Source organism: Sphingobium ummariense RL-3 (assembly GCF_000447205.1).
GTDB lineage: Bacteria > Pseudomonadota > Alphaproteobacteria > Sphingomonadales > Sphingomonadaceae > Sphingobium > Sphingobium ummariense.
Genome location: NZ_AUWY01000039.1, coordinates 86,616 through 102,586 on the forward strand (window position 1 = coordinate 86,616; position 15,971 = coordinate 102,586).

The window sequence follows — 15,971 nt, forward strand, 5'->3', positions numbered from 1 at the left end:
CGCAGGCGGATCGTCCAATGTTGGTGCAGGGGGTGTGCGGATCATGGCCGCGCGGCTGAAAAAGGATGAGGAGGTCTGGCTGGCGCAGCCGCCTTCGCGCGCGGCGCTGCCCTTGCTGATCCTGGCTGCGCTGCTCTCCTCGGCGCTGCTCTTCTATGCCATCGGCGACTGGAGGCTGGTCGCGGGTTTCGCGGCCATGCTGCTCGCCATTGCCGCGCTGATGCGCTGGTATCGAAACCTTTATCCGCCGCAGGGGGCCGAAGGCGAGGCCTTACCCGACTGGACCGTCGCCCGGGCGGCGGCGGATGCGTCCAACATGGCGATTGCGGTCACCGACCGGGCGGGACGGCTGGTCTGCGCCAGCGACCTGTTCGGTGAATGGTTCCCTGGCTATCCCACCCCCCCGGGCGTAACGGCCGATGGCGCGCTTAGCGAGAATCTCGCCCACGCGGCGCGCGCGGCATGGCGCGACGGCGTGGCGAAGGTGGAAAGCGTGCCGCACGGCGCGATGCGCCTGGATGTCGACATCGGCCGCACCGGGCGCTCGGAAGATTATCTGCTCTGGCGCTTCACCCCGATGCGTCAGCCGAGCGCACTGGATGACGTCAACCGCTTGCTCACCGGCGAGGCAGGCCGGCAGATGGGCGAGGCAGGGGTGATGGCTGTGCTGATCGGCGGGGAGGGGCGCATCCGCGCCGCCAACGGCGCCTTCCTGCTGCGTGCCGCGGGGCGGATCGACGCCAACATCACCGGGCGGGACTTTGCCTCGCACATGCGGGTCGACGACAAGGGCCGGCTGTTCCTCGCACGCGAGCAGACTGGCGGGCTGCCGCTGCGGCTGCTCCAGGTGCCGCTCAAGCGCGCCAGCCAGGCGAGTGCTTCCGGCGGGGCCCAGGACGGGCCGATGCTTCTGCTGCTGATCGACGAGCCAGCGGGCGGCGGCGGCACGTCGGCGCTTTCCTATATCGAGACGCTTCTGTCGCTGCTGCCCTTCGGCCTTGCCATGGCGGATCGGGACGGGCGGGTCCTGTTCCTCAACAACGCCTTTGCGCGGGCCGCTGGCCTACGCATCGGTGACAAGCCGAGTTATCCGGGCGATCTGGTGATACGCGAGGACCAGGCCGCCGTCGCCGACGCCGTCCGACGCTTCGCCGTAGGGCCGCAGATGTCGGGCGACATCGCCGTCCGCCTTCGGATCCAGCCCGATGAGCCGACGGCGCTCAGCCTGGCGGGTGTGCGCGGCCTGGGAGAAGCGGCGGTGCTGCTCAGCCTCAAGGACAACAGCGAGGAAAGCAAGCTCAAGCGCCAGGTGGCGCAGGCGACCAAGATGCAGGCGATCGGCCAGCTCGCCGGAGGTGTTGCGCACGACTTCAACAACATCCTTACTGCGATCATCGGCCATTGCGATCTGATGCTGATGCGCCACACGCCGGGCGACAGCGACTATGATGATATCCAGCAGATCAAGTCCAACAGCAACCGCGCGGCGGGGCTGACCCGCCAGCTGCTCGCCTTCTCGCGGCAACAGACGCTGCGGCCGCAGGTGCTGCAGCTGCCCGACATCGTCGCCGACGTGTCGAACCTGCTGAAGCGCCTGCTGGGTGAAAGCGTGCGGCTGGAGGTCAGCCACGGACGCAACCTGGGCGCGGTCCGTGCCGATCCGGGCCAGCTGGAGCAGGTGATCGTCAATCTCGCGGTCAACGCGCGCGACGCCATGCCCGAAGGCGGCACGCTCAACATCCAGACCTATGCGGTGCCGGCGCACAAGGTGCGCGAGATGCGGCAGGAAATCCTGCCCGCGGCCAATTATACCGCGCTGCGCGTGTCCGACACCGGCCTCGGTATTCCGCCCGACATTCTGTCCAAGGTGTTCGAGCCCTTCTTCACCACCAAGGAACTGGGCAAGGGCACGGGCCTTGGCCTGTCCACCGTCTATGGCATCGTCAAGCAGTCGGGCGGTTATATCTTTGCCGAATCCGAACTGGGGCGCGGGGCGAGCTTCGTCATCTACCTGCCCGTTTATCAGGGGGCGGACATCGAGCAGACCAAGGCGCAGGCCCCCGCGCGGCGCAGCGACACCTGGGGTACCGGCACGGTGCTGCTGGTGGAGGACGAGGACATGGTGCGCGCCGTTGCGGAGCGGGCGCTGGCGCGGCAGGGCTATAAGGTGCTGACCGCGAATGACGGCGAGCAGGGGTTGGAGGTGCTGGGCGGCGAGGAGCGGATCGACCTGCTCATCTCCGACGTGGTGATGCCCAATATGGATGGACCGACCATGGTCGCGCAGGCGCGGCGGGCGCATCCCGACCTGCCGGTGCTGTTCATGTCCGGCTATGCCGAGGAGCAGCTGCGCAAGTCGATCGACATCGCCAATGTCGCCTTCCTGCCCAAGCCCTTCTCCGTCAGCCAGCTGGCGGAGGCGGCGCGCGACGCGCTCGCGATGCGGCCGGCGGCAGAATGAACTTCCCGTCATGTCATGCGATTATGACGGGCGCGGCGCCGACGGCGTGATGGCGGACAGCAAGGGCAGGGAAAGGGAAGGCATGGCGGAGGGCAAATCGATTCTGGTCGTCGAGGACGAGGCGATGATCGGGATGATGCTGGAGGACTATCTGGAGACGCTGGGCTATCGGCTCCACGGCATCGCCATGTCGGTGGACGATGCCTGCGATCAGGCGCGGCAGGGCGGGTTCGATGCGGCGCTGATCGACTGCAACCTGCAGGGCGAGAAGAGCTGGCCCGTCGCTGATATCCTGGCCGAGCGCGGCGTCCCGTTCGTCTTCGCGACCGGGGGCATGGCGGACGACCTGCCTCAGCAGCATGCAAGCCGGCCGACGCTGGCCAAGCCTTTCACCATCGGTGCGGTGGAACGGGCGCTGGGCAAGGTTCTGGCGGCGGGATAGGAAAATTCCGTTCCCCTCTTGTTCTTATAGAACAAACAGGATACATCATGGCCATGCCGCCGGTGACCCGGCGTGCTCCGCTTGACAGGAGACCGGGCCATGACCGCAATGCTCTCACTCATCGATTCCAAGAAGACAGGGACAATGGACAGACAGAAGGCATTGGAAGCGGCGCTTTCCCAGATTGACCGCGCGTTCGGCAAGGGTTCGGCCATGAAGCTGGGCAGCCGGGAGAAGATCGAGATCGAGGCGATCTCGACCGGGTCGCTCGGCCTCGACATCGCGCTCGGCATCGGCGGCCTGCCGCGCGGGCGCATCGTCGAGATCTACGGGCCGGAAAGCTCGGGCAAGACGACCCTTGCCCTCCACGCCATCGCCGAGGCGCAGAAGATGGGCGGCATCGCCGCTTTCGTCGACGCCGAGCATGCGCTCGACCCCGGCTATGCCAAGAAGCTGGGCGTTGACATAGACGAACTGATCGTATCGCAGCCCGACACTGGCGAGCAGGCGCTGGAAATCGTCGACACGCTGGTGCGGTCGAACGCGATCGACGTGCTGGTGATCGACTCGGTCGCCGCGCTTGTGCCGCGCGCAGAGATTGAGGGCGAGATGGGCGACAGCCATGTCGGCCTGCAGGCCCGACTGATGAGCCAGGCGCTGCGAAAGCTGACCGGCTCGATCAGCCGCTCGCGCTGCCTGGTCATCTTCATCAACCAGGTGCGCATGAAGATCGGCGTCATGTACGGCAATCCGGAAACGACGACCGGCGGCAACGCGCTGAAATTCTACGCCTCGGTACGGCTCGACATCCGCCGCACGGGCCAGATCAAGGACCGCGACGACATCGTCGGCAACGCGACCCGGGTGAAGGTGGTCAAGAACAAGGTCGCCCCGCCCTTCAAGCAGGTCGAGTTCGACATCATGTATGGCGAGGGCGTGTCGAAACTCGGCGAACTGCTCGACATCGGCGTCAAGGCCGGGCTGGTGGAGAAATCCGGTGCCTGGCTGTCCTATGACTCGGTCCGCATCGGGCAGGGGAGGGAGAACGCCAAGACCTATCTCAAGAATAATCCCGAAATGGCGGCGCGCCTGGAAAAGGCGATCCGGGGCAAGACCGAGGAGGTCGCCGAAGGGATGATGGCCGGACCCGAGGCGGAGGACGAGGGCGAGTAAGCAGGTCACCCCCGCCGGCCCGTATAGCCGGCGGAACGACCGGCACGGCCTCGCCCGCCTGCCGCCTCACGCACTGAAAAGGCCCGTCGCGTAGTCTTGCGCGACGGGCCTTTTACCGTTCAGGACTATCCTGACATGGCGTGATGTCCATTCCGCGCGGGCCGGCGATGCATCATCCAGCATCTGCTCTCGCCGCTGATGGCGGTGCCTGCGGTGGCGGGAGGCGAGCATGTTTAAGCGGCGTTTCCCCGGCGGCATAGGCGAAAAACCCGAGTCCGGTGTGCCGGAGGCTTGCGGAACGGAGCGCTTTCTCGCCCGTTCCTTGCTTTCCACTCCGACGCGAGGCTCCGATGACGCAATGCGCCACCACGTTCGACCCGCCTCCGCAAGCGGCGGACTTCTATACCGACAGCCTGCGCCACCTGGTCGAATCCGGCATCCCTTTCATGCTCTCGGGCACCTATGCGCTGGGGTGCCACACCGGCATCGTCCGGCCGACGAAGGATCTGGACGTGTTCTGCAAGGCGGGGGATGCGCCGCGCATCCTGGCCTACTTCCGCCAGCTCGGTCATGAGGTGGAATTCGAGGACGAGCGCTGGATCGGGAAGGTCTGGAAGGGCGACAATTTCTTCGACGTCATCTACAATATCTCGTCGGCCAGCCTGCCCGTGACGGAGGAATGGTTTCGCGAAGCCGATCATGCGGAGGTATATGGCACCACCGTCCGGATCACCCCGCCGACCGAGTTCATCCTGTCCAAGCTCTTCATCCAAGACCGCTACCGCTATGACGGGGCGGACGTGGCGCACATGATCCTGAAGCAGCATGAGCGGATCGGCTGGCAAAGGCTGCTCGATGCGATGGAGCTGCACTGGGAATTGTTGCTGATCCACCTGCTCAATTTCCGCTTCATCTACCCGACGGAACGGCACTGCATCCCGCTCTGGCTGTTCGAGGAGCTGCTGGGTCGGTTGCAGACGCGCAGCGAACTGCCGGTTCCCAATGTCCGTGTCTGCCGCGGGCGGCTGCTGTCACCGCGCGACTATCTGGTCGATATCACCGAATGGGGCTTTGCCGATGTGGTCGGCAAGGGGTTGGAGGAGAGCCATGACCGAAACCAGTGACGGATCGCAGCGCAACGGATTGACGCTGGCGGCGATTGGCGACCTGCATGTGACCGACACGTCCCAGCATCGATACAGCGCACTTTTCGAGCAGATATCCGAACAGGCCGACATATTGGCGCTGTGTGGTGATCTCACCAATTTCGGCAAGACGCGGGAAGCGGAGATCCTGGCGGAGGACCTGCGCCACTGCACCATTCCCGTCGTCGCGGTGCTGGGCAACCATGACTATGAATGCGGCCAGCCTGAAGAGGTCGTGCGTATCCTGCGCAGCGCCGGGGTCACCGTACTCGATGAGCAGGCGGTGGAGATTGCGGGCGTCGGCTTTGCCGGGGTGAAGGGCTTCGTCGGCGGTTTCGGACGCGGCGAACTGGGCGCGTTCGGCGAGCAGGCGATAAAGGGCTTCGTCGAGGAATCGATCAACGAGGCGCGCAAGCTCGAAAACGCCCTGCGCTCGCTGCGGACCGACCGCTGCGTCGCGGTGCTGCACTATGCGCCGATCGCCGCGACGGTGGCAGGCGAGCCGCCGGAGATCTTCCCCTTTCTGGGTTCCTCCCGGCTGGCGGAGGCGATCGACCGCTTCGATAATGTGCGTTTCGCCGTGCATGGCCATGCCCATCGCGGCACCTTCGAAGGCAAAACGCCCGGCGGCGTGCCGGTGTACAATTGCGCGCAGTTCGTGGTGACGGAGCGCATGGGGCGCCCCTACGCCCTCTTCTCGCTGGACTGATCTCGTCCAAGGGAAAAAGGCGGCCGCACCGGACTATTGGAGAGTATCGACCGGTGCGGCCGCCTTGCCATGGGCCGCTTTAGAGGGACACGTCCCATGGAGAACTTTGCGGCGTTTGCGCCCCATTACTCAGACATAATAGCGAATTCTGTTGCTTGAGCAATGTTTTTTCGCAAGCCTGAAATTTCCACCCACTATAGTCCCTGCAGATGCGCCAAGGCATCGAGTGCGGGAGGAATGCATGCGAAAGGCAAATAGGACGTTTCTGGGCAGGGGGCTGATGCCGGCCATGGTCATCCTGGCCGCAGCCGCCTCTCCCGCTCTCGGCGCGGAAGCCAGCCGAGCGCCGGCAGGCACGCTGGCCGATGGCACGGCAATCGAGACGGTTACACTGTCGAACGGCCATGGCGTGACGGCACGAATCCTGAGCTATGGCGCGACGCTGCAGTCGCTCTCCGCCCCGGACAGAAACGGCAAGGCGGCCGATGTCCTGCTCGGCTATGATGATCTGGCCGGCTATGTGGAGCATCCCAGCTTCTTCGGCGTGACGGCCGGCCGTTACGCCAATCGCATCGCCGGCGGCACTTTCATCCTGGACGGCAGGAACTACCAGCTGCCGATCAATAGCGGCGGCAACACGCTGCACGGCGGTCCGAAGGGGTTCGACAAGATCGCCTGGAAGGTGGCGTCGGTGACGAGCGGCTCGGTCGCCCGCGTCATTCTGTCCCATCTCAGCCCGGATGGCGACCAGGGCTTTCCAGGCACGCTCGACGCCACGGTCTCCTATTCGCTCGATGAGAGCGGCGCGCTGACCATCGCCTTCGACGCGAAGACCGACAAACCGACGGTGGTCAACATGACCAATCATGCTATTTTCAACCTCGCCGGGGAAGGCACGGCGGTCGGCGCGCTCGGCCATGTGCTGACCATTCCTGCCAAGGCCTACACGCCGGTCAATGCGAAGCTGATCCCGACCGGGGAGTTGAAGCCCGTGGCGGGAACACCGTTCGATTTCCGCACGCCGCATCGGGTGGGAGACCGCGCGCGCGACGGCCGCGACCAGCAGATCCTGTATGGCCGGGGCTATGATCATAATTTCGCGCTCGACAAGGGCCTCACCAAAACCCCCGAATTGGCCGCGCGGCTGGAAGACCCGGGATCGGGCCGGGTGCTGGAGGTGCTGACGACCGAACCGGGCCTACAACTCTATACCAGCAATTCCCCCTCCGCTTTTCCAGGCAAGCACGGACATCTCTACCGCCAGGGTGATGGCATCGCGCTGGAGCCGCAGAAATTTCCCGACTCCCCGAACCAGCCCGGCTTTGTCTCCACGCGCATCGATCCGGACAAGCCCTATCATCATGTGATGGTCTATCGGCTGTCGGTGAAGCGCTGAACGGTCCGCACTTCACGCCAGCATGACGATTTCAGTTGAACAGGCGAAGAGAACCCCCTAAATAACAAAATGACAGCGCTGACATTGCTTCTCGGCAATGGCAGTGTCTGCCATCCCGGGCGGTGTCGCGGCGAACTGCACGCGCTGTTGAACCGCCCGGGATGTGTTTTTTCTGCCTATCCGGCGCGATTGAGCGTCATGACCACCCGCAATCCCGGGCCGTCGTCTTCCAGCGCGATGGCGCCGTGATGCAGCCGCGCCACTGCTTCCACCAGCGACAGTCCCAGGCCGGAGCCTGGCTTGCCGCGCGCCGGATCGAGCCGGCCGAATCGCTTCAGCGCCTCTACGCGTTGTGCTTCGGGAATGCCGGGGCCATTGTCCGCCACCGCAAGGATAAGCTGCCTGCCCTGCGCCTGAACCCCTGCCTCGATCCGGATGTGGTCGCCGCTCTCGGCATATTTGAGCGCATTCTCGATCAGGTTGGCGAGCGCCTGGCTGATGAGCTCGCGGTGTAGCGGGAAGGCGAGACCGGCGGGCGCGGCCACCTCCAGCGCGAAGCCGCTGTCCTCGATCAGCGGCCCGTACACTTCCGCCACGTCGCGCAGCAATTCGCCGATGCCGGTGTCGCACAGCCGGTCGCTGCCGAAGCCCGCTTCCGTTCGGCTGATGAGCAGGGCGGTCGAGAGCATGCCTTCCAGCGCCTGCGCCTCGCGATGGACCTTCTCCAGCGCGTCGAGCGCGGCCTCGTCGCTGGTCTGGGCGCTGGCCTGCTCGACCACTGACATCAGTCGCGTCACGGGCGACTTCAGGTCATGGGCCAGGCCGTCGGTCATCATCCGCAGCTGAGTCACCAGCGCGTCGATCCGCTCCAGCATCGCGTTGATCGACTCGCCCAGGCGGTCGAAGGCATCGCCGCTGCCGTCGGTGTCGACCCGCCGGTGCAGGGCGCCTACCGCGACGGCGTTGGCCGTCTCCGCGATGGCCGACACCTGCCGCGCCAGCATGCGACCGAGCAGCAGCGCGATGACGAGGGTGAGGCAGAGGCTCAGCAGGAAGGCGACGCTCAGCGCCTCCTCATAGATGCGGGTCAGCGCCATGCTGTCGCCCATGACCAGTCCAGCGAGCAGCCGGCCACCCCCCGGCAGGGTCGCGGTGGCGACGCCCATCGGCTCGGGCGAGGGGCTGTCGATGCGGTAGAGATCGATGGTCTGCCAATCGCTGTCCGCCTCCAGCGTGGCGGGCCAGGCGCCCAGATTGCCGGCGACAGGCCGGCCGCCGCGATCCGCGAGCAGCAGCACGATCCGCTCGCCGCTGATGGCGGGTAGACGGCGCTCGATGGTATGGCGCACGGCCGGGATGCCGCCCTGCCGCGCCAGCGCCACCAGTTCGTCCCGCAATTCCAGCACCGTCGCCTGGTCGGCCGCGACCACGGTGCGCTGGCTCGCCTGCTGGACGAACAGCAGGATGCCGCCCGTCACCAGAAACTGACAGAGAAAGGCCAAGCCGACGAAGCGCCCGATGGTCGACCGCGCCAGTGCCCGCCAGCGTTTCGCCGGGTCAGGCCTCGGCGCCAAGGCGATAGCCCATGCCGCGAACCGTGTGAAGCAGCGGCCGGTCCGATCCGTCGTCCAGCTTGCGGCGCAGGCGGCTGACATGGACGTCGATCACGTTGGTCCCGGGATCGAAATGATAGTCCCAGACGCCTTCCAGCAGCATGGTGCGCGTCACCACCTGGTCGGCATGGCGCAGGAAATATTCGAGCAGGCGGAACTCGCGCGGCTGCAGGTCGACGCCGCGGCCGCCGCGCTTCACCCGGCGGGCCAGCAGGTCCATCTCCAGATCGTCGTGCCGCAGCACTGTCACCACCGTGCTGCCCGATCCGTTCCGGCGCAGCAGCAGCTGTACCCGTGCTAGCAGCTCGGCGAAGGCGAACGGCTTGGTCAGATAGTCGTCCGAACCGCTGGTCAGTCCCTCCACCCGGTCCTCGGCCGTGCCGAGCGCGGACAGGAAAATGACCGGCGTCTGGATATCCGCGGCGCGCAGCGCCTTCAGCACCGCCATCCCGTCCATGGCGGGCATCATCCGGTCGAGGATGATCGCGCCGTAGCTGCCGTCGCTGGCCAGGAATAGGCCGTCGCGGCCGTTGTCCGCCTGATCGACGGTGAAACCCGCCTCGGCCATGCCCTTGGCGATATAGGCGGCGGTGGCGGGATCGTCCTCCACCACCAGGATCTTCTGGGTCATCGTGCCCCTGCGCTCCGGTCCAGCGTTACCACCCGCATCTGGTCCTGCCGCCGCAGGCGCAGGATCAGGCGCGAACCGTCCTTGCGTAGCAGATAAGCGCTGGCCTGATCCAGCGAACCGACGGGGGTGCCGTCGATCTGGACCACATCGTCGCCGACCGAAATGCCCAGCCGCGCCGCCTGGCCGCCCGATTCCATGCTGGTGACGACGACGCCGGAGCCGGGCGGATCGGCATCGTCGAGGGTCAGGCCGGGAAGCAGCCGGGCTGCCTGGCCTGAGGCGCTGGCATGGCTGCCGGCGAAATGGCGGGCATGGAGGAAGAAGGCGCCGCTCAGCAGCAGGGCACACAGGGCAAGCATCGCCAGCAGCAGGCCTGTGGCGTTCTTGTGCACCGGCCTGCCGCCGGTCGATCCTGGTCCTTCTTCCCTTCCGTCCACCGTCAGCTTCGTTTCGCGGGATATCCCCTCCGCCGGTGGCGACGCGGAAGGGGCAATGGAGGAGATATCCGCGCCGCCGTGGATAAGGATCGGGGAAATCGTCGGGAAAGTCATGTTACGCTTTGTTCATGCCGCCGCCGCCGGGGCTGCCACGCTGACCCGGCCCGACCGCTCCAACTTGCCCCAGCCGACCACCCAGCCGCCGATGGCGGACGCGATGGCGCGCACCACCACCCAATACATGATCTGGCGATAGACGAAGCGCTGTGCGACCAGCAGGTGCGCGGGATAGCGCGGGCGGCGGCCGTCGAGCCGATAGGCGACCCAGCCACAGGCGATGTCGACGGCGGTGAAGACCAGCCAGTAGAGCGCCATGCGCAGCACATCGCCATTGGTCTGCGCCCAGCCATGCTGTTGCACCCGCAGCACCGTGCCGGCGATCGACAGGACGAGCGCAAGGTCGATCAGCGGAGAGATCGCGGCGAAGGCGATCTGGAACAGCCAGGCCTGCGGCAGGCCGATGAGGGCCAGGCCAGCGGGGCGCCGCTCGCGCAGCACGCCGCCATGCTTCCACAGGCATTGCAGCGTGCCGAAGGCCCAGCGGTAGCGCTGTTTCGACAACGCCTTGAAGCTTTCGGGCGCCTCGGTCCACGCCACCGCCTCGGGATCGTAGGTGACGCGCCAGCCGGCGCGCTGGATCGCGATGGTAAGATCCTGGTCCTCGGCCAGCGTATCCTCCGGATAGCCGCCTACGGCGTCCAGCGCCGCGCGGCGCCAGGCGCCGACTGCGCCGGGTACGACCGTCATGGCGTCGAAGCCGGCCAGTGCCCTGCGTTCCAGATTCTGCGCCGTGATATATTCCACCGCCTGCCAGCGGGTGACGAGGTTGACGCGGTTGCCGACCCGTGCATCGCCCGCGACCGCGCCGATCGCCGGATCGGCGAACCAGCGGGCGAGGCGGGCGATGGTCTGCGGCTCGAACTGGGTATCGGCGTCGAGCGCGATCACCACCTCGCCCACGGCATGCCGCAGCGCCCGGTTGAGCGCCGACGCCTTGCCCCCATTGGCAAGGGTCAGCAGCGTGACGCGCGGATCGTCGGCGAAGGCGGCGGCGACGATCGCGCTGGTGGCGTCCTTCGATCCGTCGTCGGCGACGATGAGCTGCAGGCCCGGATAATCGCTGGCCAGCACGCGGCGCACCGACGCCTCGATCACCCGCGCCTCGTTATAGGCGGGGATGATGACGGAGACGGCGGGCGCGTGGACGGGCGGCCGGGGCCGGCTGCGCTTCGACTGGAACCAGGCAAGCCCCGCCATCAGCACCGCACGGGCAAGGCCGAGCGAGATGGCGAGGTAGAAAAGCCAGCCCAGCAGCGTGCCCAGCACCGCCAGCGTGACGAAGGCGGCGACGTCGATGCGCACCGCGGTCAGGTCGCCCGCCTCGACCGGCGGCATGGCGGCGGCGGGCGACAGCCCCGCGAGGCGCGAGACCGGCACGAAGCGATAGCCTTCCGCCCGCAGCGTTGCGATGATGCGGGGCAGGGCGGCCACCGTCTCCGCCCGGTTGCCGCCGCCGTCGTGCAGCAGGATGATGTTTTCCGACCGGTCGGGGGTCACGGCATGGACCTGCTCCACCACCTGCCGGACGATCGCATCCTCGCCCGGCCGCTGCCAGTCATTGGGATCGACATGCAGGCCGACGACCGTATAGCCCGCCTTCTGCGCCTCGAGCGCCGGGCCGAGTTCGTCCGCGGTGGTGGGTTCCGCGTCGCCGAAATAGGGCGCGCGGAACAGCCGCATGGAACGGCCCGTATAGGCCTGCACCAGCCGCTGCGTGGCATTCAGTTCCAGCCGCGTGGCCTCCGCCGATGCGCCCGCCAGGTTGGGATGGTCGTAGCTGTGGTTGCCGATCTCGTCGCCGTCGGCGACGATCCGGCGCAGCAGGGCGGGGTGCTCCAGCGCATTCTCGCCGATGACGAAGAAGGTGGCGGGGACATGCATCCGCTCCAGCACGGACAGGATCTGCGGCGTCCATTCGGCGTCCGGGCCATCGTCGAAGGTCAGCGCCAGCATCCGGTTGCGGGCGCCGGTGCGCTCGACCTGATAGGGGGTGGGAAGGCGGGTATAGCGCTCCCGCCGGATCATGTCCGATCCGTCGAAGGCCACGCTGCGATGGCCCTGGGTGGGCGTGGCGGTGATGCGCAATATCTCGCCGCTGCCCTCGACGTCGGTGTTCAGCGTGCTGTCGAGCCGGGCAAGGTCGGGCCGTCCCTTGCCGCGCCAGGCGGCGAGGTCGGGCCACAGGCCTGGATCCTCGCTGCCCAGCCGCCACAGCGCGACGCTGCGGATGCCGAGGCGCCGCAGGATCTGCAGCTGGTTCCAGCTGGCGGCGGCGTCCAGCATCCAGATCTGGTGGCGCTGGCCCGCCTCGTCATAGGCGAAGCCGGCATTGCCGCTCGCCGGGTCATAGCTGACGCCGGCATCGCTGTCGTGTGCCGCAAGCCAGGCTTCGTCGAGCGACAAGGCGTCCGCCCCGCCGCCATGCCAGTCATAGGCGTAGCTGCCGAGCGCGACGACGATGCGGTCGGCCCCGATGCGGCGCTGCGCCATGGCCACCTGCCGCGCGAACCAGTCCTGCGCGGCGATGGGGCCGGGCTGGCCGCCCTGCCAATGCTGGTCATAGGCCATGAAGATGACACGGTCGGCGATGGCGGCGAAACGGGCCAGAGGCCAGTTCTCGTCGCCCGCCGGCACCGTGACCGCCAGCTTCGCATGCTGGGGCAGCGCTGCGCGCAGCTGGCCGAGGAAGCGGAGATAGCCGTCCATCGCGCTAGGCGGCAGTGATTCCAGGTCCATGACGAGGCCGGCATAGCGATGCTGGGTTGCCCAGGTGCCGAGCCGGCCCGCCATGCGCCGGCTGGCGGCGGGATCGCGCAGCAGGCGCGCCATGCCCCCGCCGTCCCAGCTTCCGTCGGCCAGGTTCTGGACCATCGGCAGCACCTTGGGCTGCCGCTTCATCGCGGCGATCATGTGATCGAGCCGGCTGTCGGCATGGAATTGGGGCGTGCCGTCGGCCGCGACGGTGACCAGCGCCGGCACCACCCAGTCGAGCTGGTCGACATGGCGGCGGAGGGAGGCGAGGCTGCTTTCGTCGTCGGGCACGTAGAAGCCCACGGTCAGCGGCTTGCCCTGCCGGTGCCCGGTCTTCCAGTGCGGCAGCCAGCGCCGCACATCGTCGCGCAGGCGGCTCACGCCCGAAAAGGGCGCGGCGTGGGGCTGGCGGAGCGGCAGGGCGAGGTCGCCCTCCGACGGGACCGAAACCAGCGTCGTCGCAAAGGCGATCGCGGCGACGAGGATCAGGACGAGCAGCGCCGCCACGGCGCGCCGCGCCCAGACGCCGCGCTGTCCGGTGGGGTCGAAGAAAACGGGGGTGCTCATGTCCGCATGGCCCAGCAAGGGGGGAAATGCCGGCCCCCTACGCCTTCATCCCCGCCGGGAGGATGATCCGATCATGAATTCTTTGTCACGCGGACGGCAGCGGGCCTGCCGCATCCAGGGCCTCCAGCGCCAGCGCGACGGCGCCCAGCGGGCCAGCCCGTTCACCCAGCGCCGGCGCGCGCACGATCCGGCCGATGCTCGCCTCGTCGACATGCGGCAGATAGCCGGCAAGCTGCGCCACGACCTTCGTCCGCACCCGATCGAGCAGCGCGGCGCGACCCATGCCGACGCCGCCGCCGATCAGCACGCAGCGGGCGGACGTGGTCAGCAGGATCGTCCCGACCAGCTGCGCGATGTCGTGCGCGACATGGTCCCAGCGCGGATCGTCCGGCGCGATCCGGTCGCCGGGCATGCCGAAGCGGGCTGCGAGCGCCGGGCCGGAAACCAGCCCCTCGATGCAGTCGCCATGGAAGGGGCATATGCCGGGAAAGGGATCGCCGGGCGCGCGGCGGGTGACGATATGCCCGACTTCCGGGTGCATCGCCCCATGCAGCGGTCGGTCTCGCGACAGGAAACCCCCGCCCACGCCCGTGCCGATGGTCAGGTAGCACAGGCCGTCCGCCAGCGCGGGATCATCGGCGCCCACGCCCCAGCGCGCCTCCGCCAGAGCTGCGCCGTCGACATCGGTGTCGATCGCGGCCGGACAGTCGATCGCGCCGGCAAGCGCCCCGAATATGTCGGCGCCGCTCCAGCCCGGCTTGGGCGTGGGCAGCATGCGGCCGAAATCCGCTGCGGCGTGGTCGAGCCGCAGCGGACCGAAGGACGCGATGCCCAGCGCGTCGAACGGCGCCTGCGCATGCCAGCGGCGCAGCAGGTTCGCCGCCGCGTCCAGCGTCTCTGTGGGGCTGGTGGTGGGGATCGTCACCTGCTCGGCGATGGCATTCCCCTCCGCGCGCAGGACGATGGCCTTCGTCCCGCCCAGCTCCACCCCGGCAATCCGTGGTCCGTGCGTCAGGCGAACACCTCCGCCAGGGACTCGCCCTGCGGGCCGTCCTTCCAGTCGCGCAGCGCGATGTAGAGATTGGCCTGAGCCGCCCCCCAGAAGGCGATGGTGATCGTGTTGAGGATGCCCGAAACGATCAGCGATGTGACCGGCACCGTCCCCTGCGACGCCTGAATCGCGAGCCCGCTGGTCAGGCCGCCTATCCCCAGCACGAGGCTGATGAGGATGAGGAAAAGCCACATGACGATGAACAGCAGCAGGTACAGGCCGAAGATGCGCCAGCGCGCGCCCTTGGTCAGCGCCCGGCTGCGGCTGAAGGCGGCGAAGACGCCGATTCGCTCGGTCACCAGGGCCGGAACCGCGACCGCCCACATCAGCAGCAGGATGACGCCGGGAATGAAAAACAGCAGGAAGCCCGCGATGAGTCCCAGCGCCATCAGGAGGGTGAGGCCGATCAGCGGCACCGCGGCCGACAGGCCGACGCTCAGGCACTCGGCGAAGCTGGCGCGGCCGCCTTCCGCAAAGGCGGTGGTGGCCCGCACCACCGCACCCTGCACCAGCATGCTGAGCAGCAGGAAGACGACCATCGATCCCAGCGAGATCACCACGATAGCGAGCTGGCTTCCCGGCTCCGCATTGGCGAGCTGCGACCCGATGGAATAGCTGTAGAGGACTTGCGGGATGGCGCCGAACAGCAGCGCGCAACCGAAGGTCGCCAGCGGATTGTCGGCCAGCACCGCGAAGGTGCGGCTGATGACGGTTCCGATCGAAAAGCCGCGTTGTTCGAATCGCGGTGCGCTTGTCGCCATGTCTGGTTACCCCTGCTCTGTCCCCGCCGCCATGCTGCCGCAAAGAAGCACGCTTGTCATCCGTTTGTGGATGGCGGGCGTTGGATGGCGGGTATCGTCCAAAAGGCGGCCGTTGCTTTTCCTTCTCCCGCGGGCGGGAGAAGGATACGGAGCCTTGCCAGCTTGCTGGCTAGGCGCAGTTGGATGAGGGCTTTTTTCTTCAGACCACAAGGAAAAGGCCCTCACCCTCCCACCGCTTCGCGGCGGGCCCCGCCCTCTCCCGCACGCGGGAGAGGGGAGACAAACTAACGTCCGCTCCCCACCCATCTCCCCCATACAAACAGACTCAAGCCCCTCCCGCCCAATGACTTGCACCCGTCACGGTCGCCGCCTAGTTTCGAAGCGATCGGGGGCGGACGGCGATGAGCCAGGCGGATGGAGTGTCGGACGAGCGGCTGGCCGCTGCGCATCGCGCATTGCGCGAAGGCGGCGACATCCAGTTCGACATGATGCCCATCGCGCCCAAGCCACCCCCGCCGGCCTGGCTCAAGGCCTTCGGCGAATGGCTAGAAAAGGTGCTGGCGCCCGTCGGCCGCTTCCTGCGCTGGCTGTCGAGCTTCATGCCGGACGCACCCTATGCCCGCATCTTCCTGTGGACGATGATCGCGGCGCTGGCGCTGCTGCTGGTCTGGATCGTGCAGGACCGCATCCGCAACGGCGTCTGGCGCCTTCCCC

Annotated in this window: 12 protein-coding genes and 1 pseudogene; 7 read left to right on the forward strand and 6 right to left on the reverse strand. The window is 67.4% G+C overall.

The annotated features are described in order from the left end of the window. The first annotated feature begins 43 nt into the window (after positions 1-43). The 6 genes from M529_RS29370 (at position 44) to M529_RS29395 (ending at position 7,326) form a co-directional block, all read left to right on the forward strand. Entirely contained in the window at positions 44-2,461 is a 2,418-nt protein-coding gene (locus tag M529_RS29370) for a hybrid sensor histidine kinase/response regulator (RefSeq protein WP_021316819.1), read from the forward strand. 82 nt (positions 2,462-2,543) lie between these two features. Next, positions 2,544-2,903 (forward strand): response regulator, encoded by a 360-nt coding sequence (locus M529_RS29375; protein WP_031294434.1) that lies wholly within the window; start codon positions 2,544-2,546, stop codon positions 2,901-2,903. A 99-nt stretch (positions 2,904-3,002) separates the two neighbouring features. Further along, entirely contained in the window at positions 3,003-4,076 is a 1,074-nt protein-coding gene (recA, locus tag M529_RS29380) for a recombinase RecA (protein WP_021316821.1), read from the forward strand. Positions 4,077-4,426: 350 nt separating this feature from the next. After that, positions 4,427-5,200 (forward strand): nucleotidyltransferase family protein, encoded by a 774-nt coding sequence (locus M529_RS29385; RefSeq protein ID WP_021316822.1) that lies wholly within the window; start codon positions 4,427-4,429, stop codon positions 5,198-5,200. Beyond that, positions 5,184-5,930 (forward strand): metallophosphoesterase family protein, encoded by a 747-nt coding sequence (locus M529_RS29390; RefSeq protein ID WP_021316823.1) that lies wholly within the window; start codon positions 5,184-5,186, stop codon positions 5,928-5,930. Before M529_RS29385 ends, M529_RS29390 begins: the two co-directional genes overlap by 17 nt. A gap of 280 nt (positions 5,931-6,210) precedes the next feature. Further along, complete coding sequence (locus tag M529_RS29395; RefSeq protein ID WP_021316824.1) at positions 6,211-7,326, forward strand: aldose epimerase family protein; 1,116 nt, start codon at positions 6,211-6,213, stop codon at positions 7,324-7,326. A 176-nt stretch (positions 7,327-7,502) separates the two neighbouring features. Here M529_RS29395 and M529_RS29400 read toward each other — a convergent pair whose 3' ends face one another. From M529_RS29400 to M529_RS29420, 6 genes are all read right to left on the reverse strand, one after another. After that, positions 7,503-8,900: a sensor histidine kinase gene (locus M529_RS29400; RefSeq protein WP_021316825.1), complete on the reverse strand. Its 1,398-nt coding sequence runs from the start codon at positions 8,898-8,900 to the stop codon at positions 7,503-7,505. Continuing rightward, the gene (locus tag M529_RS29405) at positions 8,884-9,570 is read right to left on the reverse strand and encodes a winged helix-turn-helix domain-containing protein (RefSeq protein WP_021316826.1); all 687 of its coding nucleotides are present in this window, start codon (positions 9,568-9,570) and stop codon (positions 8,884-8,886) included. Before M529_RS29405 ends, M529_RS29400 begins: the two co-directional genes overlap by 17 nt. Beyond that, on the reverse strand, positions 9,567-10,121 hold the full coding sequence (locus M529_RS0124225) for a PDZ domain-containing protein (RefSeq protein ID WP_021316827.1): 555 nt from the start codon (positions 10,119-10,121) through the stop codon (positions 9,567-9,569). Before M529_RS0124225 ends, M529_RS29405 begins: the two co-directional genes overlap by 4 nt. 12 nt (positions 10,122-10,133) lie before the next feature. Continuing rightward, complete coding sequence (locus M529_RS29410) at positions 10,134-13,445, reverse strand: glycosyltransferase (protein ID WP_031294442.1); 3,312 nt, start codon at positions 13,443-13,445, stop codon at positions 10,134-10,136. Positions 13,446-13,530: 85 nt separating this feature from the next. Next, positions 13,531-14,442 (reverse strand): ROK family protein, encoded by a 912-nt coding sequence (locus M529_RS29415; RefSeq protein WP_040600330.1) that lies wholly within the window; start codon positions 14,440-14,442, stop codon positions 13,531-13,533. Between the two features lie 14 nt (positions 14,443-14,456). Continuing rightward, a complete protein-coding gene (locus tag M529_RS29420; RefSeq protein ID WP_021316830.1) occupies positions 14,457-15,257 on the reverse strand; it encodes a DUF975 family protein in 801 nt (266 codons plus the stop codon). Between the two features lie 401 nt (positions 15,258-15,658). On the opposite strand from M529_RS29420, the pseudogene M529_RS29425 reads away from it, so the two are divergent. Beyond that, positions 15,659-15,971: pseudogene (locus tag M529_RS29425) on the forward strand (DUF4129 domain-containing protein); the annotation flags it as partial.